The following is a 22,754-nucleotide window of genomic DNA, read 5'->3' as shown; positions in this document are numbered from 1 at the left end:
TCCGCCCCACCCGGTGTGCCCGATCCGAGACACCTACTTGGCTGGACCGATGTGGTTCTCCAGGAGCGTCCGGAACGACGTGACGTCCTCATCGGACGCGAAGGCCCGGTGCGGCACGGAAAGCGACCCCGCGCCCTCGTCCAGCGTCTCCAGCACGAAGCCCTGCCGGGTCTCGGTCCAGCCGGGGAGTTCCTGCCAGACGATCTCCTCGCGGATGGTGGTGCCCACCGCCATCCGGAACGACTGGGCGTCGGCGCTGCCGACGACCGTCCGGCTGATCATCTCGTCGGACGTGAACCGCCACCACACCGCGACCGGCTCCATCAAGCCGATGACCAGGGCACAGCCGAGGCCGAAGAGCCCCACGACCAGCGCGTCCTCGAACCCGAAGAGCAGCACCAGGGAGAACACGCCGAGCACGAGGGCGAACCACGGCGCCCATCTGAACAACGGCACCATCGCGCGCAGGCTGGCCCGCCAGTCCGCCGGTGAAGGGGCCCATCTGAAATCAACGTTGTCACTCATGTCGCCCCGCATTCTGGCGCACGCGCCGGGCCCGTGCCTGGAGTTGCTCCACGTCGACGGGTCCGGATTCGGTGCGTAGCGTCGTCTGGGTGACCCAGAACCTGGCCCGCACGGCGGGCGAACTGCGCGCCGCCGGGCACCTGCCGCGCGGCGTCAAGACCGAGATCAGGGAGAACCTCCTCGCGGCCCTGCGCGAAGGACGCAACCCGTGGCCCGGCATCGTCGGTTTCGACCGCACGGTGCTGCCACAGCTCGAACGCGCGCTCCTCGCCGGCCACGACGTCGTCCTGCTCGGCGAACGAGGACAGGGCAAGACGCGGCTCTTGCGCAGTTTGGTGGCGTTGCTCGACGAGTGGACGCCCGTCATCGAAGGCTCCGAGCTGGGCGAACACCCGCTCGACCCGATCACGCCCGAGTCGAAGCGCCGTGCTCTCGAACTCGGTGACGCCCTGCCGGTGGTGTGGCGGCACCGCGACGAGCGCTACGCCGAGAAGCTCGCGACGCCCGATACCTCCGTCGGTGACCTCGTCGGCGACGTCGACCCCGTCAAGGTCGCCGAAGGCCGGTCGCTCGGCGACCCGGAGACCATCCACTACGGCATGCTCCCGCGTGCCCACCGCGGCATCATCGCCATCAACGAGCTCCCCGACCTGGCCGAACGCATCCAGGTGTCGCTGCTCAACGTCATGGAGGAGCGCGACATCCAGGTCCGCGGCTACACGCTGCGGCTGCCGCTGGACGTGCTGCTCGTGGCCACCGCGAACCCCGAGGACTACACGAACCGCGGCCGCATCATCACGCCGCTCAAGGACCGCTTCGGCGCCGAGGTGCGCACGCACTACCCGTTGGAGATCGACGCCGAGGTCGACCTGGTCCGCCAGGAAGCCGACCTGGTCGCCGAGGTGGGCGACCACCTGCTGGAGATCATCGCCCGGTTCGTGCGGCACCTGCGCGAGTCGTCGTCGATCGACCAGCGCTCCGGCGTGTCCGCCCGGTTCGCCGTCGCGGCGGCGGAAACCGTTGCGGCGTCGGCACTGCGCCGGTCCGCGCTGATCGGCGAGACGCCGCCGATCGCCCGCCCGGTCGACCTCGAGTCGGTGCCGGACGTGCTGCGCGGCAAGCTCGAGTTCGAGGCGGGTGAGGAGGGCCGCGAGGACGAGGTCCTGGTCCACCTGCTGCGCCGCTCGATCGCCGACACCGCCCGCGCCCGCCTGGCAGGCCTCAACCTGCGCGCGCTGGCCGAGGTCGTCTCCGACGGCCACCCGGTCGCGACCGGCGACCGCGTGCACGCAGGCGACCTGCTCGCGGCGTTGCCGGAACTGCCGATCCTGCACGAGGTCGCGGCCCGCATGGGCGCGGGACCCAAGGACCCGGTCGGCCGCATCGCCTCCGCCGTCGAACTCGCCCTGGAGTCGCTCTACCTGACCCGCCACCTGTCGAAGGACAACTCCTCCGACGACGACCGATCGGTGTACGGATGAGATACCGCTACGGACGCTGGGGCGGCGGCGCCGATCCGCTGGCGCCTCCGGTGGACCTCCGCGCGGCCGTGGACGAACTCGGCCGCGAGATCATGGAAGGCGCCTCGCCGCAGTCCGCCCTGCGCGAACTCCTGCGGCGCGGCGTCGACGGCACCCGAGGTCTCGACGACCTGACCTCACGCCTGTGGCAGCGCCGCGCGTCCATCCAACGCCGGCACCGCCTCGACGGCACGCTCACCGAGGTCCGCCAACTGCTGGACCAGGCCGTCGAAGCCGAACGCCGCACGCTCTTCCCGGACCCGTCCGACGACGCCCGCTTCCGCGAGGCGCAGCTGGACGTGCTGCCACCGGGCACGGCCGCGGCCGTGCAGGAGCTCTCCTCCTACGACTGGCGCTCCTCGGAGGCGCGCGAGGCGTACGAGAAGATCCGCGAACTGCTCGGCCGCGAACTCCTGGACCAGCGCTTCCAGGGCATGAAGGACGCGCTGTCCAACGTGGACGCCAAGGACGTGGAGCGCATCCAGCGCATGCTCCGCGACCTCAACGCGTTGCTGGAGGCGCACGCCTCGGGTTCCCCGGACACACCGCGCATGTTCGACGACTTCATGCGCAAGCACGGCGAGTTCTTCCCGGAGCAGCCCCGCAACGTGGACGAACTCATCAACGCGCTGGCGGCCCGCTCGGCTGCGGCGCAGCGCATGATGAACTCGATGACCGACGCCCAGCGCGCCGAGCTGTCCGCGTTGTCGCAGCAGGCCTTCGGCGGCATCGGCTCTCAACTGTCCACCCTGGACTCCCTTCTGCAGCAGCTCCGTCCGGGCGAGGACTGGACGTCCTCCGCCCGCTTCCGCGGCCAGGACCCGCTCGGTCTGGGCGAGGGCGCCCAGGCCATGGCGGACCTCGCCGAACTGGACGCCCTGGCCGAACAGCTCTCGCAGTCCTACCCGGGCGCCCGCCTGGAGGACATCGACCTGGAGGCGCTCGAACGCCAGCTCGGCGAGTCGGCGTCGGTCGACGCCCGCCGCCTCTCCGAACTGGAGAAGGCACTCCGCTCCCAGAACATCGTGGAGCGCGCCCCCGACGGCACGTTGCGGTTGACCCCCAAAGCGTTGCGGCGCCTGGGCGAGACCGCACTGCGCGGCGTCGTGGACCAGCTCCGCTCGTCGCAGGGCTCGCGCGAGACCACCTCGGCCGGCGCGGCGGGCGAGCTGATCGGCTCGACCCGGCCGTGGCAGTTCGGCGACACCGAACCCTGGGACGTGCCTCGCTCACTGCGCAACTCCGTGCTGCGCTCGGGGTCCATGTCCCTGGACGTCGTGGATCTGGAAGTGGCCGAGACCGAACACCGGTCCCGTGCGGCAGTCGCGTTGTGTGTGGACACCTCCTGGTCGATGGTGCAGGACGGCCGTTGGGTACCGATGAAGCGCACGGCCTTGGCGCTCCATCACCTCGTGCGCACTCGGTTCCGCACCGACGCCCTGCAGCTCGTGACATTCGGGCGGTATGCCGAGTCCGTGGACATCGGGCAGTTGACGGCGCTGGAAGGTGTGTGGGAGCAGGGCACGAACCTGCACCACGCGCTGTTGCTCGCCGGTCGGCACGTCCGGCGGCATCCGGATGCGCAGCCCGTCGTCCTTGTGGTGACGGACGGCGAACCGACCGCGCACCTGGAACCCGACGGTGACGCCGAGTTCAACTACCCGCCGCTGCCGAGGACGTTGAGCAAGACGCTGAACGAGGTCGACTCGCTTGCGCGTCTTGGGGCGACGATCTCGGTGTTCAAGCTCGGTGATGACCCGAGGCTGGCCGCGTTCGTCGACATCGTGGCCCGGCGGGGTGGTGGCCGGGTCGTGGCGGCGGACGAGGAAGGCCTCGGGGCCGCTGTGGTCAGCGACTACTTGAAGTCGCGGCGTCGGCGGCGGTGAAGCGTTTGCTGTTGTGCTGAACGGGCGTGCACGCGCCGATGGTGCGCGCGGGTCGGGTTGGCGGAGTAGGAGGCTTCGTGGCCGTTGTGGTCAGTCACGGTCTGAGGTCGCGGCGGCCGTGAAGCGCTTCCTGCTTGCCGTCGTGCTGAGTGGTGTGCCGTCGACCGTGCACGCCCTGATGACCGGTGACGACCTGACGCGCGCCACTCGGGCTGCTGGGTCGTTGGTCGGCGGTGGGGCTCGGACGGGCATCGTGGTGCACCTCGTTGTGTCGGCGTTCTGGGCGGTCGTGTTGACGCGGCTTCGCGTTCGGGGCGTCGGGGGTGGGGTGGCGGCCGGGCTGGTCATTGCGTTGCTGGATCTGGAGTGTGTCGGGCGGCACAACGCTCAGATCCGGGCGTTGCCACGGGGTCCACAGTGGCTTGACCACGTGGCGTTTGGTGTCCTGATGGCGGCTGGGGCGCCGCGCTCAGGTCAGGAACAGGGCCGCCAGGCGCGGTAAGCGGGCGGCCAGTTCGGTGCTGTCGTCGAAGTCGAAGTCCCACGCCGGGTCCAGCTCCGGGTAGGTGATGCGGAAGGCGTCCTGGGGCAACTGCATGCCCGTCGCCTTGATGTGCGCGTCCCAGGCGATGGAGAGGGCCGCCTCGCACTCGAACTCCATGCCCGACTCGGCGGCGGCGATGACCTCGGGCAGGTCGGCCAGCGCGTCCGGGGACGCCAAGACCGTTTCGTACGTTTCCTTGCCCTGGGTCAGGAGCCAGCCGCGGAAGTAGTCGAAGCCGTCGTCGGAGCAGCCGCCGTTGATCAGGTAGGCCGCCGCCCACAGCGGGTTGGTGTAGGAGCTGACTAGGACGTCCCACAGGACCTGTTCGGTGGCAACGATCTCCGCCGGCGAGCGCGTGGAGAGGAGAGCTGCTGCCTCGGCGGCCACGGCCTCGCCGTCGGACGGGTCGGGGACGGTGGAGCGGGCGTCGGCGATGAGGCTCCAGAGGGCGGTTTCGTTCACAGGTCGAGCTTGGCAGAGGGGTCTGACAATTTTTGAGGACTGACGAACCAGCGCTGACGTTCTAGGTTGGAAGCATGATCAGGACTTTGTTTCGCTCGCTCGAGGCCGTGCACGGAATGATCTACTTCTCGCCCGAGGCGGAGGCGCGGTACGCGAGCGTCGGGCTGGATCGGCCCGGCGGGTACTTCGCGTCGCGGGCGGCGGCGCTCGGAGCGGTCGGGGCCGAGGTCGTGATCGCCACGTTCTACAACTTCAACCCCGCGATCGTGCGGGCGCGCATCCCGCAGGCCTGGGAGAAGGTGACGCCGCAGCGCATGCTCGAGCTGCGCTGGGAGGCCGCGGACGAGGCGCTCGCCAAGGTGCTGCCGGACGACCTCAAGGAGCTCAACGGCCTGGCTCGGCGTGCGGCCGAGCGGTCCACAGAGATGCTGCACGGGCGTCCGTTGTTCGCCGCGCACGCCGCCCTGGAGTGGCCGGACGAGCCGCGGCTTCAGCTGTTCCACGCCCAGACGTTGCTGCGCGAGTTCCGGGGTGACGGGCACCTCGCGGCGTTGCTGAGGCACAACATCACCGGCATCGAGGCGCTCGTGCTGCACGTGGCGACCGGCGACTACCCGGCCGACGTGCTGCGCAAGACCCGCGCGTGGTCGCAGGAGCAGTGGGACGCCACCGTCCAGGACCTGCAGAACCGCGGCCTCGTCGGCGAGGACCAGCTCCTCACCGAGCAGGGACGCGAGCTGCGGCAGGGCATCGAGGACGACACGGACCGGATGGCCGCGCCGGCCTACGACGTCCTGTCCGACGACGAGAAGAAGCGGTTCGTCGAGCTGGCGGCTCCGCTCAGCAAAGCCGTCCTGGCAGCGGGCATGATCCCCGGACGCTAGGAGTCCCCGTCCCGATCCGTCGACGCGAGCGCCTTCTCGGTGACCTCGTCCTTGCCCGCCCTGTGCTTGCCGGGATGGGTCAACGAGAAGTGCGCCTCGTCGCGCATCCGCTCCACCATGTGCGGGTAGTGCAGTTCGAACGCCGGGCGCTCGGACCGGATGCGCGGCAACTCCTTGAAGTTGTGGCGCGGCGGCGGTGACGTCGTCGCCCACTCCAGCGAGTTGCCGTAACCCCACGGGTCGTCCTGCGGGGCCGGGTCGCCGTAGCGGTACGAGCGGAAGACGTTCCACACGAACGGAAGCACGGACGCGCCCAGCAGGAACGAGCCGATGGTCGAGATCGTGTTCAACGTCGTGAAGCCGTCCGACGGCAGGTAGTCGGCGTACCGCCGCGGCATGCCCTCGTTGCCCAGCCAGTGCTGCACCAGGAACGTGGCGTGGAAGCCCAGGAACGTGGTCCAGAAGTGCAGCTTGCCCAGCGGTTCGTTGAGCATCCGCCCGGTCATCTTCGGGAACCAGAAGTAGATGCCCGCGTACGTGGCGAACACGATCGTGCCGAACAGCACGTAGTGGAAGTGCGCCACCACGAAGTACGTGTCGGACACGTGGAAGTCGACGGCCGGCGCCGCGAGCAGGATGCCCGTCAGGCCACCGAAGAGGAACGTCACGAGGAACCCGACGCTGAACAGCATCGGCGACTCGAACGTCACCTGCCCCTTCCACATCGTGCCGATCCAGTTGAAGAACTTGATGCCGGTCGGCACGGCGATGAGGAACGTCATCAGCGAGAAGAACGGCAGCAGCACCGCACCCGTCGCGTACATGTGGTGCGCCCACACGGCCACGGACAGCATCGCGATGGCCAAAGTGGCGAACACCAGGCCCTTGTAGCCGAACAACGGCTTACGGCTGAACACGGGGAAGATCTCCGTCACGATCCCGAAGAACGGCAACGCGACGATGTACACCTCGGGATGGCCGAAGAACCAGAACAGGTGCTGCCACAGGATCACGCCGCCGTTGGCCGGGTCGAACACGTGCGCCCCGAGGTGCCGGTCGGCGGCGAGGCCCATCAGCGCGGCGGTGAGGATCGGGAACGCCAGCAGGATCAGGATCGACGTCACCAGGATGTTCCAGGTGAAGACCGGCATCCGGAACATCGTCATGCCCGGCGCGCGCAGGCAGATCACCGTCGTGGTCATGTTGACGGCACCGAGGATCGTGCCGAGACCGGACACCGCCAGACCCATGATCCACATGTCGGCGCCCACACCCGGCGAGTGCACGGCGGACGACAGCGGCGTGTAGGCGAACCAGCCGAAGTCCGCCGCGCCGCCCGGCGTGATGAACCCGGCGACCACGATGATGCCGCCGAACAGGTACAGCCAGTACGAGAAGGCGTTCAGGCGTGGGAACGCGACGTCCGGCGAGCCGATCTGCAACGGCAGGATGTAGTTCGCGAACCCGAACAGGATCGGCGTCGCGTAGAGCAGCAGCATGATCGTGCCGTGCATGGTGAACAGCTGGTTGAACTGCTCGTTCGACAGGTACTGCAGGCCCGGCCGCGCCAGTTCGCCGCGCATCAGCAGCGCCATCACGCCGCCGATCAGGAAGAACGCGAACGACGTGGTCAGGTACATGATCCCGATCTGCTTGGGATCTGTGGTCTTGAACAGCTGGAGGAAGTACGAACCCTTCGGCCGTGCGCGCGCCGCCCCCGGATGGGGCACTACGGGCGTGGGCTTGATCGTGGTCATCGCGCCTCCTCCGTGCCAGACGTGAATCGTCCTCCGGGTCAGACTCAGGGGCAATCCACGACGAGCGCCGCACCGGTCACGGGGACCACCGCAGCACCCACCGCGATACCGCTGACCTGCACGTAGTAAGCACCGGGGGCCAATTCTCCAAATTTGATCGACATCTTCTCGGAGATCGCCGGAACGCGCGATTCGACCTGTTTGCCGTTCTCGTCGAGCAACGCCACCTTCACCGCCCGCGGGGTCGTGTCCTTCAGCTCGACCGTGACCTCCAGGCTCTCCCCGGCCAGCACCAGGTCGGGCACGCTGACCTGCGGTTCTGTGCTGGTGACGTTGCGCGGGACGATGGGTTTCGCGGTCAGGAACGACTCCACGGCGTCCAGCACGGTGGCGTTGTCCTGCAACGACGTGTGTTGCTCCGTCACGCGGTGCAGCGTGTTCGACGACAACGCCAAACCCCGCCGCGTGGCACCCACGGCAGGCACAGTCGCATCGCCGTAAAGATCTTCACCTTCATATGTCCGATAACAGGTGACTTTGCCGTCGGCAATTCGAGCCGTGGTCGCCGTGGGCTGTTTACCGCCGATGATCGCGTACGTCTGATCGGCGAACGAGTCGGTCAACGCGCCGTGGAACGCCATCGCGTCCGTGACCATCTTCGTGTCGAGCTCGGGCAACGTCGTCTCGGTCGTCTTGAGCAGACCGTTCGGCGACTCGATGCACGCGTACTCGGGCAGCAGCTGGTGCAGCGACGGCATGGAGCGGGCGAACTCCGTCAGGTCGACCGCCAACGGCCCGAGCCTCTTGCGCACGCCGTTGACCAGCTGGTCCAGCGCGGAGGCCGCACCGCGGTACGGCGTGCCCATCGTGATCAGCTTCGCCGTCCGCTCGGCCATCCCGCACTGCTCGATGCACCACCGTGCGACCAGCCCGCCCATGGAGTGGCACACGAAGCTGACTTTGGCGTTCGGCCCGATGCGGTCCAACGCCTCGTCGACGCGCCGAGCGAGCAACGCGCCGTTGTAGCGGTTCGACAGGCGCCAGTCGTAGGCGAACAGCAGCAGGTTGCCCTTCTCGACCGTGTAGCCGAGCGCGTTCATCCGGCGCGTGACGCGGTCATAGCCCTTCAACGGCGTCCAGATGCCCGGGATGACGTGCAGGTCCGCCATCAGCCCCACCGGTTCGACGCCGTCGCCGGGGTGGTCGTCGCCGATGCCGTCGGGCAGCTTCAACTGCTTCAGGCTGCGTCCGAGCGTGAGCACCGCACGCAACGCGGCCTTGCCGGACACCTCCCAGACCATGCCGTCGGAGTTGCGCAGGGTGCTGCCGAGAATGCCGGGCAGGACGACGACGAGATCGCTCATCTAGGACTCCTCGGCGAGCTTGCGGATGAGGGTGAGCATCGCGAGGTTCGTGGGCACGAGGTGGGTCAGCTCGCGGATCCACGTCAGGCGCTGGCTCGGCGGGGGCAACGCCAGGCGTGTGTCACCGGCCTGAGCGCGCGCGATCACCTTGTACAGCGCCGCCAACGGATGCGGTTCCAACGCGGTGGCGGCCTGCGTCAGCGCCTGAGGGGAGGCGTGTGCCGCAAGCGAGCGCAGGACGTCCGTGACGCGTGCGCGGTCCTCCACGGCGTCCAGCACGAGATCGAGCACGTCCATGTCTTCGTCGGCCAGCAGCAGCATCGCGTGTACCGGCCTGTTGTCGCGGACGCTCTTCAGCACTTCCTTGTCCAGCAACTCCTCCCGGCGCGTCGCGAGCAGCTCGCGGCGGCGGGCCGACGTCGCGTCCACGAACTCGTCCGCGAGGCTGGCCAGCAGCCACGGCCGGTAGGCGAGCGCGACGCCGTGCTGCTGTGCGTTCGTCCGGCGCGACTGGATGACCTGCGCTTCGAGCAGACTGGTGCCGTACAACGCCTCCGTGACGGCGACGTCCGCGTCGGTGGACAACAACTCTGGGTGTGCGAGCAGAATCGCCCGTTCGTCTGCATAGGACCGTGCGAACACCCACGAGCGTGCGGTCTTGAGCAGCGTGCGATCGACCGACAGCCAGTCCGGGGTGGTGTCCCAGGGCCACGGCCCGGAGTCATAGTGGCGGCGCGCGATGTCGTGGACGTCGTGGGTCGCCTGCCGTGACTGACCGACGTGGGTGAGGGCCTGGCACAGCCACTTCGCCGCGGCCGGATCACCGGCTCGGATGGCGGCCGCCCGCAGCATCAGCAACGTGGCGAGGTGCGGTCCGGTGAACCGGCCGGTGACCTTCTCCCAGGCCTCGTCGACGATCTCCGGTTGCTTGAGGCCCGCGCACACGGTGTCGAGCGTGAACAACGCGGCCGCGAGCGTCGACAGCCGGTCGGTGTTCTCGGGCAGCAGGCAGACCTCGATGGTCCGCAGACCGGTCGCGAGGGCTTGCCTGGGCTTGTCCGCGTCCCGCTGGCGGCGCATCAGGTTGTGCAACGCCTGGCCGTGCACCGGGAGTCCGTCGGCGAGATCGGCTGCTTGACGCGCGGTGTTCAGCGCCGCGTCGGTGCGGTCGACCATGCTGTACGCGACGCTCAGGCTCAGCGCGGCGTCCGCGAGTTGGGGCCGGAACGCGGCGTGCCGGCCGAGCGTGCCGCTGATCTCCGCGGCCTGCCGGGTCGTGGCGTCGGCCTCGGACAGCCTGCCGAGCGCCAGGTGATCGCGGCTCAGTTCGACGAGGGCGCTGACCAGGTCCGCGAGGAACACGGGGTTCGTCTGGGCGAGCTCGTAGTACAGCTCCACGGCCTGCTTCGACCGTTGCATGGCTTCATAGCGCAGACCTGAGTCACTGCATCTGGCTGCCAGACACGTCATCGCGCGCGCATGCGGTGCATCGGCGTCCACGGCCGCAACGGCGTCACGTGCCGTGGACAACGCTTCTTGCCGACGGCCCAGCATCGCGTAGATCTCGCTCAGGTCCACCAACGCGCCGCTGAGGTGTGCCGCGTACGTCGGGTTCTCACCGCTGTGCGCTGACGTCTTCGCGATGCGTTGTGCCAACCGTTTGTGCGTAAGGCTTTCCGCGGTCGTGGGCGTCGACGCCACCAACTCGCGGTAGCGCACCGCTGCTTCTTCGGCGGGTGCCACGGCTTGTTGCAGCCTGCCCGCGTCACGGAACCTCCGGCCGAGCTTGTTCAGCACGAAAGCCAGGTCCGCCAGGTACATCCGCACCGTCGGGACGAGCGCGCGGAAGTGTTCGGCGGCCTCCTCCAAGGGTGCGACGGCCTCCTCGCCACGGCCCCAGTGCATCAGCTCGTTCGCCGCCGTCGTGGCCGCGAGTGCGATGTCCGGCAACAACATCCGGTTCATCCGCGCCAGCGCGCGCAGCCCGTCCAGCGCCTGCGTGCCGGCGTGACCGCAGTGCCGCCACGCGTACTTCCACAGGTAGCCCGGCACGTTCGGTGGCACGCCCGCCTCCAGGCGCTGCCGGTACAGCTTGATCAACGCGCATGCGACCTGGTCCGCGCCAGGTGCGAACACCACGTCCCGGCTCGGTGCGAACTGCGGCCTCAGGTGGTCCGCGAACGTCTGGTGCGTGAGCTTGAAAACCGCCGTGCCTTCCTCACCGTCCTGCACGACGTGACGGCCCAGTTCCGTGAGCACGGCCGTGATGTCGCCACGGCTGAATTCCTTGCCGGACAACGCCTGCGCCACGGCAATCCACTCGGCCTCGGGGAATCCCGCGCCGTAGCTCCACGTCAACGCCGTGAGCAACGCACGAGCCGATGGCACCTTCGCCAGCTCACGGTCGAACGCCGCGTCCAGCGAGAGCTTCAGGTCAGCGCCGCCGTCGGCCAGCAGCTGGTCGGTGATCATCCACGCGGTCAGGAACGGCAGCTTCGCCAGCGCGTCCACGGTGGACTGCGGCGCACCGGGCCCCAGGCGGGCCACGACGTACTCGCGCACGTCGGTCTCGTTGTCCGCCTTGTCGAGATCGAGCACCTCGGCCGGCGCGAGCTCGGTGAGCAGGGGAGCGCCGCCCGCGACCCGGTGCGCCTGCCGCGTCGAGACGATGACGACGGCGTAGCCCGCGAGCTTGGTGAGCAACGAGGTGGCGATCGAGAACGACTCGCCGCGCGCCTCGTCCAGGCCGTCCACCACCAGCACCGGCGGCGTGGTCAACGCGCTGACGACACCCACCAGTTCGGCGGCACCCCGGCGCGGCCCGTCGGGTTCCGCGATCAGCCCGGCCGCGACGAGCTGGCGGCTGAGCAGGTCAGCCACGCGGTCGGCGTCCATGGCACGGGCGTGCACGGCCGCGTCGACCGAGTCGGCCCCGGGATCGGCGTGCCGGAACGACGGCCCCGCGCTCAGCAGCAGGTCGCGCTCGGCCGGGTTGGACAGGCTGACCACCCGTCCGACGAGGGCGGACTTGCCCGTGCCCGGCGAGCCCGTGACCACCCGCAGCCCGGGCACCCCGGACCGCACCCAGCCCACGACCCGGTCGACCTGCGCGGTCCGGCCGGCGAACCACGACCTGTTGTCCTGCGAGTCACCGCCGCGCGCCGCGAGCAGAAGGTGCTTCACGACCGTGTTCGCGGCATAGAGCGGATTGGGCAACATCGGCTGTGCGGACCCGTACTGCATGAAGCGAGGCCGTTGGACGTCGCTGTCCCACGCGTTCAGCAACGCCGTGCCGACCGCACCGCCGTCGACGAGGGCGATGCGGTCACTCCACCGCCGTGCGTCCTCCACGGCCGTCGGCCCCGCATGCAGCAACTTGCGGAGTTTGTCGCCGAACAGCCCGTCGCGCGCCGTCTCGATGCTCGAACACGACACCAGCACACCGGCCCAGTGCACCTGCCCGGCCAGCAACTCCTCCTGCACCGCCGCGACGGTGCGGACGGCCTCGTCCAGCTGCGCCCCGGAGTAGCAGGCGTCGATGATGATCAGCACCTGGTGCGCGCCCGACGCCGCGCACCACAGGGCGAACTCGTGCAGCATGATGCCGTCGGCCTGGCCGTCGTTGTCCTTGGCCAGGAGCCTCAGGTTGCTGGCCACCGGGATCGCGTGACCGCTCCAGAGGGCGACGAGGGCTCCGCCGTCCAGCGAGCGCTTGAGCCCCTTCAGGTGGGCGCGGACCTCGAACTCGGTGGGGTCGGTCAGCGGCTCGCCGTCGTAGCCCTTGAGCAGGGCGCGCAGCTCCAGCACGTCGCTCACGGCGTGCTGCAGCGGCTGCACCAGCTCGTAGGAGCCGACGCCGATGCCGACGAACCTGCCTCTGACCCTCTCCTGCATGCCTCACTACCCCCTGTCCACACGTCGCCCGCCGGAGTGCGGCGTTACGGCGGGTAACTCACATGGAGGAACGCGGGGGAGAGCCGCCGTCCACCCGCGCCGGCACGAGCGCGGGCGAACGACGCGTCGGTCACGCCTCGTTCGGCTCCTTGGCCGGCTTGGCTGGCTCGGCCGGGAGCTCGAGGTTGGTGTTCTTCTCCAGGAACCTCAGCAGTTCCACCGGGAACGGGAGCACCAGCGTCGAGTTCTTCTCCGCCGCCACCTCCACGATCGTCTGCAGGAGACGCAACTGCAGGGCGCCCGGCGTTTCCTCCATCGTGCCCGCGGCCTCGGAGAGCTTCTTGGACGCCTGGAGCTCGCCGTCGGCGGTGATGATGCGCGCGCGGCGTTCGCGTTCGGCTTCGGCCTGGCGCGACATCGAGCGCTTCATGCTCTCCGGCAAGGCGACGTCCTTGATCTCCACCCGGTCGATGTCGATGCCCCACGCCAGCGCCGGGGTGTCGATCATCAGCTCCAGGCCGTGGTTGAGGTTCTCGCGGTTGGCCAGCAGGTCGTCCAGCTCGCTCTTGCCGATGATCGACCGCAGCGACGTCTGCGCCACCTGGAGCATGGCGAAGCGGTAGTCCTCCACGTTGATGACGGCCTTGGTCGGGTCCTGCACCTTGAAGTACACGACGGCGTCCACGCGCACCGTCACGTTGTCCCGGGTGATGCCGTCCTGCGCGGGGACGGGCAGGGTCACGATCTGCATGTTGACCTTGCGGAGCTGGTCCACACCGGGCACCAGCATGGTGAGGCCGGGGCCCCGGACGGCTTCCTGAAGCTTGCCGAACCGGAACACCAGGCCCTGTTCGAACTGCTTGATCACGCGTGCGCTCATGGCGAGGCCGAGGGCGCCGAACGCCACCAGTCCACCGAGGATTTCCACGATCATGAGACCCGCCCTTCGACCGGCGAATGCCCTTGATCTCCGACGGTACGCCTGGGGTCCGACAATTTTCAGCAGTGCAGGACGGGCACCGCCCAGTCTGCGTGGTCGTGGGCGTTGCCGTCGCCTCCGTCCGTCACCCGGAACGTCAGCACGGTTGCTCCGGTCGTGTCCACGGTGATCGGAACAGCTGCGCTCTGTCCGGTCAGAAGTGGGCTCTGGTAGGCCGATCGGTTGTCTTTGAACACTTCGAAGCGAACGCTGCCGGAGCCGCCGGTTTCGTCGTCGACGCCGATCGTGGCGGTGAGACCGGAGCACTTGCCGCCGGTGTAGATCTGGAACTCCGAGTCGGCGTGGGCGCCGACGCCGCGGTCGAACGCCGTGCCGCGGATGCTCAGCGGCCTGCCGTCGCCGCCCGCCTGTTCGCCGTTGCTGCGGTCGCGTTCGATCGGGCCCCAGCCGTTGCGCTCGTCCAGGAACTCCAGTGCGGACACGGCGGTGTTGCCGGCGGGCGGGCGCGGGGTGGCGGTGAAGTCCTTGGTGAGACTCGTGGTCCCCTTGCCGCTGCTGATCTCCGCGAACACCGGGCGGGTGCCGGTCTGGCCGCCCTCCCGGGTGATCGTCACCTTCGCCGAGCCGCCCGACAGGTCGACCGCGGCCGGGGTGACGGACCAGCCGTCCGGCGCGGTCAGCCGCGCGGTGGCCGGGCCGGGGCAGGGCTTCGTCACGACCAGGTCGGCCTCGACCTGCTCGCCCGGCTCCAGAACGGTGTCGGCGGCGTTGAGCTGTGCCGTGGGCGCGCAGTCGACGTTGTGGCCCAACCGTCCCGTTGCCGCCTCTGCGGGCGTGAGCGGGCGCAGCAGCACGGAGTACGCGTACTCGTTGCCCGCCTCCACCTGGTACTGCGGCAACGGCTCGTGGAACGTCTCGCTGACGCCGGTCACCCGGTGCGCCACGTGCAGGCTCGTCCAGCCGTCGTTCTTCCTGAGCGCGAACGGGTACGCGGCGCGGTCGAGGTCGTCGTAGCGGGAGACGCGGACGTCCAGGTCGCCCGCGACGAGCAGGCCCGCGCGGCCGTCGGACAGCGTCGCCCAGCGCGTGTCGGCGTGGTTGCCGAAGTCCTGTGGCTTGTAGTAGTCGTTGAACTCCCTGTCCACTGTGGACTGGTAGACGCCGATCGGGTTGCCGGACTTGCGGTCGTCGTAGTTCTCGCCGGGGCCGCGGCCGTACCAGGTGAACCTGCCGAAGTTGTCGGGCACCTTCAGCGTGAACCCGATGCCCGGCAGGTAACTGAGGTCGCGCATGCGGTCGCGGGCCGCCACCCGGTGCCCGACGCGGATCTCACCGGAGCCGGTGACGCGGTAGGTGAAGGTCTGGCCGAACGACGCGTCCCCCACGTCCTGGGCCGTCGACCTCACCGAAATCAGAGTGTCGGACCCCTGTGAGACAGTGATGTCGGCTGGTGATGTCTTGAGGCGGTCGAGGCCGTTGCGGTACCAGGACGAGTCCTCGCTCATGAACTCGTTCGAGAGCGGCGCGCGCCACGCGTCGAGCTCCGGACCTGTGCGCAGGAGTTCGGTGCCGCGCACGCGCATCGACGTGAGAGTGCCGGACGTCTTGCTGACGACGTACCGGAAGTCCTTGCCGGACACCACGATCTCGGACTCGGTCTGGGTGGTGGTGAGCTTTCCGGGTGTGCCAGGGGCGTGCAGGCCCGCGATCTGCGAGCCACCCAGAGGGAACTGCGCGATGCCGACGTCGGTGCCGCGCCGGTCCGTCGCGCGCACGGTCAGCCAGCGGTCGGTGTCCGCGTGGAAGTCGGGCAGCGTCACGGTGCCCGGCCGCAGCGGGCCGCGGTGCTGGGCGACCGTGCGGCCGTTGTCCTGCACCTGCCAGCGCAGTTCGAGGTCGTCGGTGCCGGTGAACCGCCGTTCGCTGACGATCGTGAGGTCGTTGCCGGAGAAGGAGAAGCGTGTGGGTGAATGAACGGCCATCAGTTCGGTGGTCTCGGGCTGAGGCCTGCGGTCGGCCCAGACGACGCCGTCGACACCACCGGTGCCGGCGCCGTACGACTGGTGGCGGCCCTTGTCCTCGAGCGTCTCGAAGTCGAGCGCCAGCACGGCCTCGCGCTTCGGGTCGGCCGCGAGTTCGGCGTCGCTGAGGGCGCGGTGGTAGACGCGGACCTGGTCCACGCTGCCGTGCGCCATCCGCGTGCCCACGTTCTCCTGCATGGTCTCGGCGTTGCGGCCGATGTTGACCGGCCAGTGCGACCAGTCGATCGTGCCGGTGAACTCGGTGGTGGCGGCTTCGCGGCCGTCGATCAGCAGCCGCAGCCTCGTGCCGTCGAACGTGCCGGTGACGCGGTGCCAGTTGCCCTGGAAGTCCGCCGGGACGGTCGCCCGGACCGTGCGCCAGGTGCCGCTGTGCACGAAGAACTCCAGCGTCGTGGCGTTGGACATCTTCAGCGCGTACTGGTGGTCGCCCTTGGAGATGACGGTGAAGTCGCCGGTCCAGGTGTCGGGCTTCACCCAGGCGTCGAGGGTCAGTCCGGTGCTGACCTCGTCGAGTTTGCGGTCGCGGTAGACCTCGACGAAGTCGTCGAGTCCGCTGAGCCGCAACGCTTTGCCGTGCGGTCCGTCCACCTGGGACGGTTTCCCGGAGAGGTAGGTGAGAATGCCGTTGGCGTCGTCGGGGGTGGTGTAGAGCGGGAGCGCGATGTTCTGCTCGGCCCAGTCCCAGATGAAGCCGCCCTGCACCTGCGGGTAGGCGCGCACGACGTCCCAGAACTCCTTGAAGTTGCCGAGACTGTTGCCCATCGCGTGGGCGTACTCGCCCATGATGATCGGCTTGGTGGTGGTCTTGGCCTTGGCTTCGAGGCTCGCGGGCGACGGGTAGCGCGGTCCTGACACGTCCGCGAACGGCGCGTCGCCGTCGGGCACGTTCGGCTGGTGGTAGAGCGGCCGGGTGTCGTTCTTCCGGGCGTACTCGGCCATCGTGTAGTGGGCCTTGCCGAGGCCTGCCTCGTTGCCGGTGTCCCACATGACCACGCTCGGGTGGTTCTTGTCGCGCTGCATCATCGCGACGAACCGGTCCTGGAACGCGTCCTGCCACTCGGGACGTTCGGCGAGGCAGTTGTTCGGGCAGCCGTCGTGGTGGTGGGTCTCGATGTCGACCTCGTCGGCGATCATCAGGCCGTTGCGGTCGGCGAGCTCGTAGAAGTACGGGTCGCTCGGGTAGTGCGAGGTGCGCACGGCGTTGATGTTGAAGCGCTTCATGAGCTCGACGTCCTCGCGCTGGTCGGCGCGGGTGACGTAGCGGCTGCCGTGCGCGCTGGTCTCGGCCCGGTTCGTGCCGCGGAACAGCACGCGCTGGCCGTTGATCTTGAACTGCCGGTCGCTGATCTCGATCTCGCGGAACCCGACGGGCTGCCTGCCGGTCTGCACGACGCGGCCGTCCTTCAGCAGTTCGATCTTGAGCTCGTAGACGTTCGGGGTCTCGTCGGTCCACTTCAGCGGGTTCGCGACCGTGCCGCCGACGACCGGCACCTCGCGGCCGCGTGGATCGAACAGCCTGGTCCGGACGGTGTGACCGGCCGCAGGACCGCCGATCTTGACGTCCGCGCTGAGCGTGGCGTCGCGGTACTCGGCGTCGAGGTCGGTCCTGATGGTGACGTCGGCGAGGTAGGTCTGCGGCGTCGAGTAGAGCCACACCTCGCGGAAGATGCCGGAGAACCGCCACTGGTCGTAGTCCTCCAGGTGGGAGCCGGAGCCCCAGCGGTGGACCTGGAGCTTCAGCGTGTTGCGGCCGGCCTTGAGCCTGGAGGTGATGTCGAACTCGGCGGGCGTGTAGCCACCCTGGTCGTAGCCGACGTACTCGCCGTTGACCCAGACGAAGTACCCGCTGGTCACGCCCTCGAAGCGGAGCAGCGTGCGGTCCCAGTCCGACGGCAGCACGAACGTCTTCTCATAGACCCCGGTCGGGTTGACGTCGTGGGGCACTGACGGAGGGTTGTCCGGGTACATCTCGGTGGGGATGTTGCGGAACATCGGGTGGTCGAGGAAGTCGGTCTGCCACGTGTGGGGGACCTGCACCGTGCGCCAGCCGTCCGGTGTGTCGCGCACGTCCTGCGGCCGGTCGAACATCCGCAGCCGCCAGTCGCCGTTGAGGCTCAGCCGCCGCTCCGGCTTCAGATCAGGGTGCGGAGGCTCCTGGTGCTCCCCGGTCATCCGGGGATTCTCCAGGTACGCCAAAGCATCCAGAGGTTCGGCGGGTGCGGTTGCCGGGGACAGTGAGAGCGCTACCACCGTGGCTACGACAACACGAAGCATGCCTTCGGAAGCTAGGGGCGGCGCGAGGGGACCGTCAACGAATGTCCTGTCTTTCTGTCCGAACGAATCGATCGTGGTCGTCCCAACAGCCGGAAATCGCACTCCGTACGGCGGCACGCGTTAGTGTCGGATACATGCAGACCTGGTCATCCATTCCTGTGCCGCGGGTTCCGGGGGACCCCCGCCCGCTGCGGCTGTTCGACACGGCTACGGGCGAAGTGCGCCCCACGGCTCCAGGAGACACCGCCAGGTTGTACGTCTGCGGCATCACGCCGTACGACGCGACGCACCTCGGCCACGCCGCCACCTACCTCGCGTTCGACCTAGTGCACCGCGTGTGGCTCGACAACGGGCACAACGTGCATTACGTCCAGAACGTCACCGACGTCGACGACCCGCTGCTCGAGCGGGCCGAACGCGACAAGGACGACTGGGTCGTGCTCGCCATGCGCGAGACCGCCCTGTTCCGCGAGGACATGGAGGCGCTGCGCGTCCTGCCGCCGCAGGACTACGTGGGCATCGTCGAGGCCATCCCGGAGATCGTCGAGGTCGTCGCGAAGCTCGTCGCCGACGGCCACGCCTACCGTGCGGACGATTCCGAGTACCCGGACATCTACTACTCGCACGACGCCACGGGCCGTTTCGGCTACGAGTCGAACTACTCCTCCGAGAAGATGCTCAAGCTCTTCGCCGAACGCGGCGGCGACCCCGACCGCCCCGGCAAGCGCCACCCGCTCGACGCCCTGTTGTGGCGGATGAAGCGCGAGGGCGAGCCCGCGTGGCCGTCCGAACTGGGCGAGGGCCGCCCCGGCTGGCACATCGAGTGCAGCGCCATCGCCCACAACCGCCTCGGCATGGGCTTCGACGTGCAGGGCGGCGGCTCCGACCTGATCTTCCCGCACCACGAGTACTCGGCCGCCCACGCCGAGGCGCAGACCGGCGAGCACCCGTTCGCCCGCCACTACGTGCACGCGGGCATGATCGGCCTCGACGGCGAGAAGATGTCGAAGTCGCGCGGCAACCTGGTCTTCGTCTCGAAGCTGCGCGCCGAGAAGGTCGACCCGAACGCCGTCCGCCTGGCACTGCTCGCGGGCCACTACCGCGCCGACCGCCCGTGGACCCAGTCTCTGCTCGACGAGGCACTGGCCCGCGTGGACAAGTGGCGCCGCGCCGCCGCGCTCGACACCGGACCGTCCGCAGTGGACACCGTCACGAGGCTGCGCGACCACCTCGGCAACGACCTCGACACCCCGAAGGCGTTGGCCGCCATCGACGCGTGGGCGGATGAGGCGCTGACGCACGGCGGGTCGGACAAGCACGGGCCGTCGCAGATCCGTACCGCCGTGGACGCTCTTCTGGGCGTGGAGCTCTAAACAGGCTGTTGTTCGGGGGCCGTCCGTGCGACGGCCCCCGGCGCGTGCTCCGGGACGCGCACTTCGGGGTCGACCGCCATCACGAGCTGGTGCTGGATGTAGGCGAGCACGTGGAAGTGCATGGCCGTCGCCTTGCGCAGCTGCAGGTGCACCGCCCGGATCTGGCCGAACACCACGATCCAGTCCTCGGCCTCCTTCACGGTCAGCACGAGCGACTCGGCGTTGATCCACTGATCCCACACCCGGTCGACGAGCGCGCGGTCCACGAGCACCTTGCGGTGCCTGCGCCGCAAGAGCGCCGACCGCCACCGCGTCTCGGCGACGTTCGGGAACATCCTGCGCAGGAACGGCCGGCGCGTCATGAACAGTCGCGGGAAGCGGAGCCCGTACACGATCGCGTTGCGGCGGTAGAGGTTCTCCAGCAGCCGGAACGCCGGTTCCCAGTTCCGGGCGAACTGCGCGGTGACCATCACCCGCACGCCCCCGTCGACTCGCTCGGCGGTGAAGAACGGCTCGTCGCTGTGCGTGGCCCGCTGTGTCGTCGCCCGCATGCCCGCCCGTACGAGCCGCACCGCGACGGACTCGGCCGTGTCGCGGTCGTAGTCGCCGATTTCCGCGCGTCCGAAGTGGTGGACCTGCGTCGCCAAGTCGAGCGCGGTGTCCGTGTCCAGTTCACAGACCGTGCAGAGCAGGTGCCAGGCGACGGCGAACGGCGTGTGGTCGTCGTTGTGCACGACGACGCACCATCTCTCCCCAGGATTCACGGGCCAGAGTATGGATCACGGCCACAATGGACCGGTGACAGACGCATTGCGGTTCGAGCGCGGTCCGGACGGCGAGGACGTCAACGAGGCGGCGCGCGGCGAGGTGCTGGACCGCGCGACCACGTCGGGAGACCTGTCGTTGCTGAGGTTCCTGGTCGAGCAGGAAGCCTTGTGCCGCGCGAACTCCGGCGGCGGCCTGGGGGAGCAGGCCGCGCTCGCCGGGTTCCTGCTGGCCGAGCACCGGCGACCGGAAGACGTGTGGCGCCACCACGCCCTCAAGCGCTCGAACTTCGACGCGGGCTGCGCCTACGACGTCGAGCACCTGGTGGCGGGAGGGATCGAGGCCACGAAGAGGTACGTGGAGGCGAGCGATCACCCGCACCGTGCCGACGTGCTGGCGTTGATCGGCGGCTTCGAGGACGAGGACGACGTCGAGGAGTGGTTCGAGCACCGGCGCGCGTACTTCGAGGACTGAAAGAGGAACCGCCCCCGAGGCGGAAGCGTCGGGGGCGGTTCGTTCAGCAGTGGAGCGCTCAGACGTCGAGCGTCCAGTTGTTCAGCGTGCCGGTGTCGAGGAACGCCGCGTCACGCACGCGGAGCGTCCAGGTGCCGTTCGCCGCCTCCGAGGAGAGGTTGCGGGTGTAGGTCTCGTTGATGTTGTCGGCCGAGCCGCCGGTCCGGTTGTGCAGGTTGTAGACCGAGCCGTCCGGGGCGACGAGGTCTACCACGAGGTCGCCCTTGTAGGTGTGGGTGATCGCGACCTTGATCGACGCGGTGGCGGACGCGTTGCCCGCGCAGCCGGAGACGACGATCGTGCTGGTCACGGTGGACAGGTCACCGATGGCGACCGGGGTCGAGTTGGTGCGGGCGTCGCAGCTGCCGCCGACCGCGTTGACGACCCAGGAGAACGTGGCCGAGCCGGTCTTGTTCGCCGAGTCGGTCACGGTCGCGGTCACCGTGGAGGTGCCCGCCGTGGTCGGGGTGCCGGAGATGGCGCCGGAGGCGTTCGCCGACAGACCGGCCGGGAGGCCGCTCACGGACCACGTGTACGGCGCGGTGCCGCCCGAGGCCGCGAGCTGCAACGACGCCGGGGTGCCGACCGTGGAGGTCTGCGTGCCGGGGTTCGTCACCGAGGGGTTGCCCGGCTGCGGGTCGCCGCCGAACAGGGTGTAGAGCAGCTTGTTCGGGGTGTTGGCGCCGACGTTGGTGATCTTGTTCGGCGTCGAGGCGGCGTTGATGCCCGCCCAGACCGCGGCCGGGTTGTCGTTCGGGTGCGTGGCGAGCCACAGGGCAGCCGCGCCCGCGACGTGCGGGGTGGCCATCGACGTGCCGGAGATGTTGTTCGTGGCGGTGTCGTTGGTGTTCCACGCCGACACGATGTTCGAACCCGGAGCGTAGATGTCCGTGCAGGAGCCGTAGTTCGAGAACGACGAACGCGCGTCGGTGTTCGTCGAGGAGTTGACCGTGATCGCCTCGGTGACGCGTGCAGGCGAGGTGCTGCAGGCGTCGGTGTTCGAGTTGCCCGATGCGATCGCGTAGGTCACGCCCGACGCGATGGAGCGGCGCACGGCCGCGTCCAGGGTCGCGTCCGCGCCACCACCGAGCGACATGTTGGCGACGGCGGGCTTGACCGCGTTCGCCGTCACCCAGTCGATGCCGCCGACGACACCGGCGGTCGTGCCGGAGCCGGAGCAGTTCAGCACCTTGACGGCGACGATCTTGGCTGCCTTGGCGAGGCCGTACTGCGAGCCCGCGATGGTGCCGGCGACGTGCGTGCCGTGACCGTTGCAGTCGCTGTTGTTGCCGTCACCGGAGGTGTTGGTGCCCCACGTCGCGCGGCCGCCGAACGTGGTGTGCGTGGTGCGCACACCGGTGTCGATGACGTACGCCGTGACGTTGGACGCCGTGGTGTCGTACTGGTAGCTGTTGCTCAGCGGCAGGTCGCGCTGGTCGACGCGGTCCTGGCCCCAGGACGGCGGGTTCTGCTGGACGTCGAGCGCGTGCACCTCGGCGTCCTGCTGGACGAACGCGACGTTCGGGTCCGCGGCGAGACGAGCGGCCTGCTTGGCCGTCATCTTCACCGAGAAGCCGTTCAGCGCGTGCTGCCAGACCTGACCGACCTGGCCGCCGTACTTCGACGCGAGGCCCGGAGCGGCGGCCCTCGACGCCGTGCCGGACTTCAACGAGACGATGTAGCTGTCCTTCACGACGTCGACGCGGTCGGCGCCGAGAATCGTCCCCACGTTTTCTTGAGCGGAAGCGGCTGGAACCACAGCGGCGGCCAGACACAGGGCGGCAGCGGCTGTCAGTCCCGCACCCAAGACTCTTCGCATGGCAGGGTTTCTCCCTCGTGCAGGGAACAGGGTGACCAGCACGCTAGCCCTAAACCGCAGGTCAGAGGGATACGCCGTCGAGTGCGAACTGTTGACAGATTTGACATTTCGTGGCAGGGCGAATGGTCGCTCTGCGTCACGGAAATAGGCTGAGAGAAGGCATTTGCATTCCCTATATCAACTCGGACGCCG

Annotated in this window: 15 protein-coding genes; 6 read left to right on the top strand and 9 right to left on the bottom strand. The window is 68.9% G+C overall.

Going from position 1 to position 22,754, the window contains the following annotated elements:
- Positions 1-33 precede the first annotated feature (33 nt).
- Positions 34-459 (bottom strand): hypothetical protein, encoded by a 426-nt coding sequence (locus JNUCC0626_RS17585; RefSeq protein WP_394620842.1) that lies wholly within the window; start codon positions 457-459, stop codon positions 34-36.
- Positions 460-614: 155 nt separating this feature from the next.
- Between JNUCC0626_RS17585 and JNUCC0626_RS17580 the strand changes: the two genes are divergently transcribed.
- From JNUCC0626_RS17580 to JNUCC0626_RS17570, 3 genes are all read left to right on the top strand, one after another.
- Complete coding sequence (locus tag JNUCC0626_RS17580) at positions 615-2,006, top strand: sigma 54-interacting transcriptional regulator (protein ID WP_394620841.1); 1,392 nt, start codon at positions 615-617, stop codon at positions 2,004-2,006.
- Entirely contained in the window at positions 2,003-3,931 is a 1,929-nt protein-coding gene (locus JNUCC0626_RS17575; protein ID WP_394620840.1) for a vWA domain-containing protein, read from the top strand. The genes JNUCC0626_RS17580 and JNUCC0626_RS17575 overlap by 4 nt, the downstream gene beginning before the upstream one ends.
- Positions 3,932-4,049: 118 nt before the next feature.
- Positions 4,050-4,433 (top strand): hypothetical protein, encoded by a 384-nt coding sequence (locus JNUCC0626_RS17570; protein ID WP_394620839.1) that lies wholly within the window; start codon positions 4,050-4,052, stop codon positions 4,431-4,433.
- Here the strand turns inward: JNUCC0626_RS17570 and JNUCC0626_RS17565 are convergent.
- Entirely contained in the window at positions 4,401-4,937 is a 537-nt protein-coding gene (locus JNUCC0626_RS17565) for a DUF4240 domain-containing protein (protein WP_394620838.1), read from the bottom strand. The two genes, JNUCC0626_RS17570 and JNUCC0626_RS17565, sit on opposite strands and share 33 nt — an antisense overlap.
- Before the next feature lie 74 nt (positions 4,938-5,011).
- On the opposite strand from JNUCC0626_RS17565, the gene JNUCC0626_RS17560 reads away from it, so the two are divergent.
- The gene (locus tag JNUCC0626_RS17560) at positions 5,012-5,821 is read left to right on the top strand and encodes an SCO6745 family protein (RefSeq protein ID WP_394620837.1); all 810 of its coding nucleotides are present in this window, start codon (positions 5,012-5,014) and stop codon (positions 5,819-5,821) included.
- Here JNUCC0626_RS17560 and ctaD read toward each other — a convergent pair.
- The 5 genes from ctaD to JNUCC0626_RS17535 form a co-directional block, all read right to left on the bottom strand.
- Complete coding sequence (ctaD, locus tag JNUCC0626_RS17555; protein ID WP_394620836.1) at positions 5,818-7,578, bottom strand: aa3-type cytochrome oxidase subunit I; 1,761 nt, start codon at positions 7,576-7,578, stop codon at positions 5,818-5,820. The genes JNUCC0626_RS17560 and ctaD overlap by 4 nt on opposite strands.
- 44 nt (positions 7,579-7,622) lie before the next feature.
- Positions 7,623-8,942, bottom strand: coding sequence for an esterase/lipase family protein (locus JNUCC0626_RS17550; RefSeq protein WP_394620835.1), 1,320 nt, complete (start codon positions 8,940-8,942; stop codon positions 7,623-7,625).
- Complete coding sequence (locus JNUCC0626_RS17545) at positions 8,943-12,836, bottom strand: AAA family ATPase (RefSeq protein WP_394620834.1); 3,894 nt, start codon at positions 12,834-12,836, stop codon at positions 8,943-8,945. It lies immediately after the preceding gene.
- A 130-nt stretch (positions 12,837-12,966) separates the two neighbouring features.
- On the bottom strand, positions 12,967-13,770 hold the full coding sequence (locus JNUCC0626_RS17540) for a slipin family protein (RefSeq protein ID WP_394620833.1): 804 nt from the start codon (positions 13,768-13,770) through the stop codon (positions 12,967-12,969).
- Between the two features lie 65 nt (positions 13,771-13,835).
- Positions 13,836-17,990: a glycoside hydrolase family 2 TIM barrel-domain containing protein gene (locus tag JNUCC0626_RS17535; RefSeq protein ID WP_394620832.1), complete on the bottom strand. Its 4,155-nt coding sequence runs from the start codon at positions 17,988-17,990 to the stop codon at positions 13,836-13,838.
- Positions 17,991-18,226: 236 nt separating this feature from the next.
- Here JNUCC0626_RS17535 and mshC point away from each other — a divergent pair, with 236 nt between their 5' ends.
- Positions 18,227-19,465 (top strand): cysteine--1-D-myo-inosityl 2-amino-2-deoxy-alpha-D-glucopyranoside ligase, encoded by a 1,239-nt coding sequence (mshC, locus tag JNUCC0626_RS17530; RefSeq protein WP_394620831.1) that lies wholly within the window; start codon positions 18,227-18,229, stop codon positions 19,463-19,465.
- On the opposite strand, the gene JNUCC0626_RS17525 is transcribed toward mshC, so the two are convergent.
- Positions 19,462-20,229 carry an ATP-dependent Clp protease adaptor ClpS gene (locus tag JNUCC0626_RS17525; RefSeq protein ID WP_394620830.1) on the bottom strand — a complete coding sequence of 256 codons (768 nt, stop codon included), beginning with the start codon at positions 20,227-20,229 and terminating at the stop codon, positions 19,462-19,464. The genes mshC and JNUCC0626_RS17525 overlap by 4 nt on opposite strands.
- Before the next feature lie 34 nt (positions 20,230-20,263).
- Here JNUCC0626_RS17525 and JNUCC0626_RS17520 point away from each other — a divergent pair, with 34 nt between their 5' ends.
- Positions 20,264-20,704 carry a hypothetical protein gene (locus JNUCC0626_RS17520; protein ID WP_394620829.1) on the top strand — a complete coding sequence of 147 codons (441 nt, stop codon included), beginning with the start codon at positions 20,264-20,266 and terminating at the stop codon, positions 20,702-20,704.
- 58 nt (positions 20,705-20,762) lie between these two features.
- Here JNUCC0626_RS17520 and JNUCC0626_RS17515 read toward each other — a convergent pair whose 3' ends face one another.
- The gene (locus JNUCC0626_RS17515) at positions 20,763-22,472 is read right to left on the bottom strand and encodes a S8 family peptidase (RefSeq protein ID WP_394620828.1); all 1,710 of its coding nucleotides are present in this window, start codon (positions 22,470-22,472) and stop codon (positions 20,763-20,765) included.
- Positions 22,473-22,754 lie beyond the last annotated feature (282 nt).

It is taken from the genome of Lentzea sp. JNUCC 0626 (assembly GCF_043632865.1).
GTDB lineage: Bacteria > Actinomycetota > Actinomycetes > Mycobacteriales > Pseudonocardiaceae > Lentzea.
Note: the sequence above shows the minus strand (reverse complement) of the source record. Positions and strands in the feature narration are given on the sequence as shown.

What these genes read in the sequence shown, in the direction of transcription:
- JNUCC0626_RS17585 (WP_394620842.1), bottom strand. Translation starts at nt 459, where the DNA reads ATGGTGCCGTTGTTCAGATGGGCGCCGTGGTTCGCCCTCGTGCTCGGC.
- JNUCC0626_RS17540 (WP_394620833.1), bottom strand. Translation starts at nt 13,770, where the DNA reads ATGATCGTGGAAATCCTCGGTGGACTGGTGGCGTTCGGCGCCCTCGGC.
- ctaD (WP_394620836.1), bottom strand. Translation starts at nt 7,578, where the DNA reads ATGACCACGATCAAGCCCACGCCCGTAGTGCCCCATCCGGGGGCGGCG.
- mshC (WP_394620831.1), top strand. Translation starts at nt 18,227, where the DNA reads ATGCAGACCTGGTCATCCATTCCTGTGCCGCGGGTTCCGGGGGACCCC.
- JNUCC0626_RS17575 (WP_394620840.1), top strand. Translation starts at nt 2,003, where the DNA reads ATGAGATACCGCTACGGACGCTGGGGCGGCGGCGCCGATCCGCTGGCG.
- JNUCC0626_RS17560 (WP_394620837.1), top strand. Translation starts at nt 5,012, where the DNA reads ATGATCAGGACTTTGTTTCGCTCGCTCGAGGCCGTGCACGGAATGATC.
- JNUCC0626_RS17550 (WP_394620835.1), bottom strand. Translation starts at nt 8,942, where the DNA reads ATGAGCGATCTCGTCGTCGTCCTGCCCGGCATTCTCGGCAGCACCCTG.
- JNUCC0626_RS17545 (WP_394620834.1), bottom strand. Translation starts at nt 12,836, where the DNA reads ATGCAGGAGAGGGTCAGAGGCAGGTTCGTCGGCATCGGCGTCGGCTCC.
- JNUCC0626_RS17535 (WP_394620832.1), bottom strand. Translation starts at nt 17,990, where the DNA reads ATGACCGGGGAGCACCAGGAGCCTCCGCACCCTGATCTGAAGCCGGAG.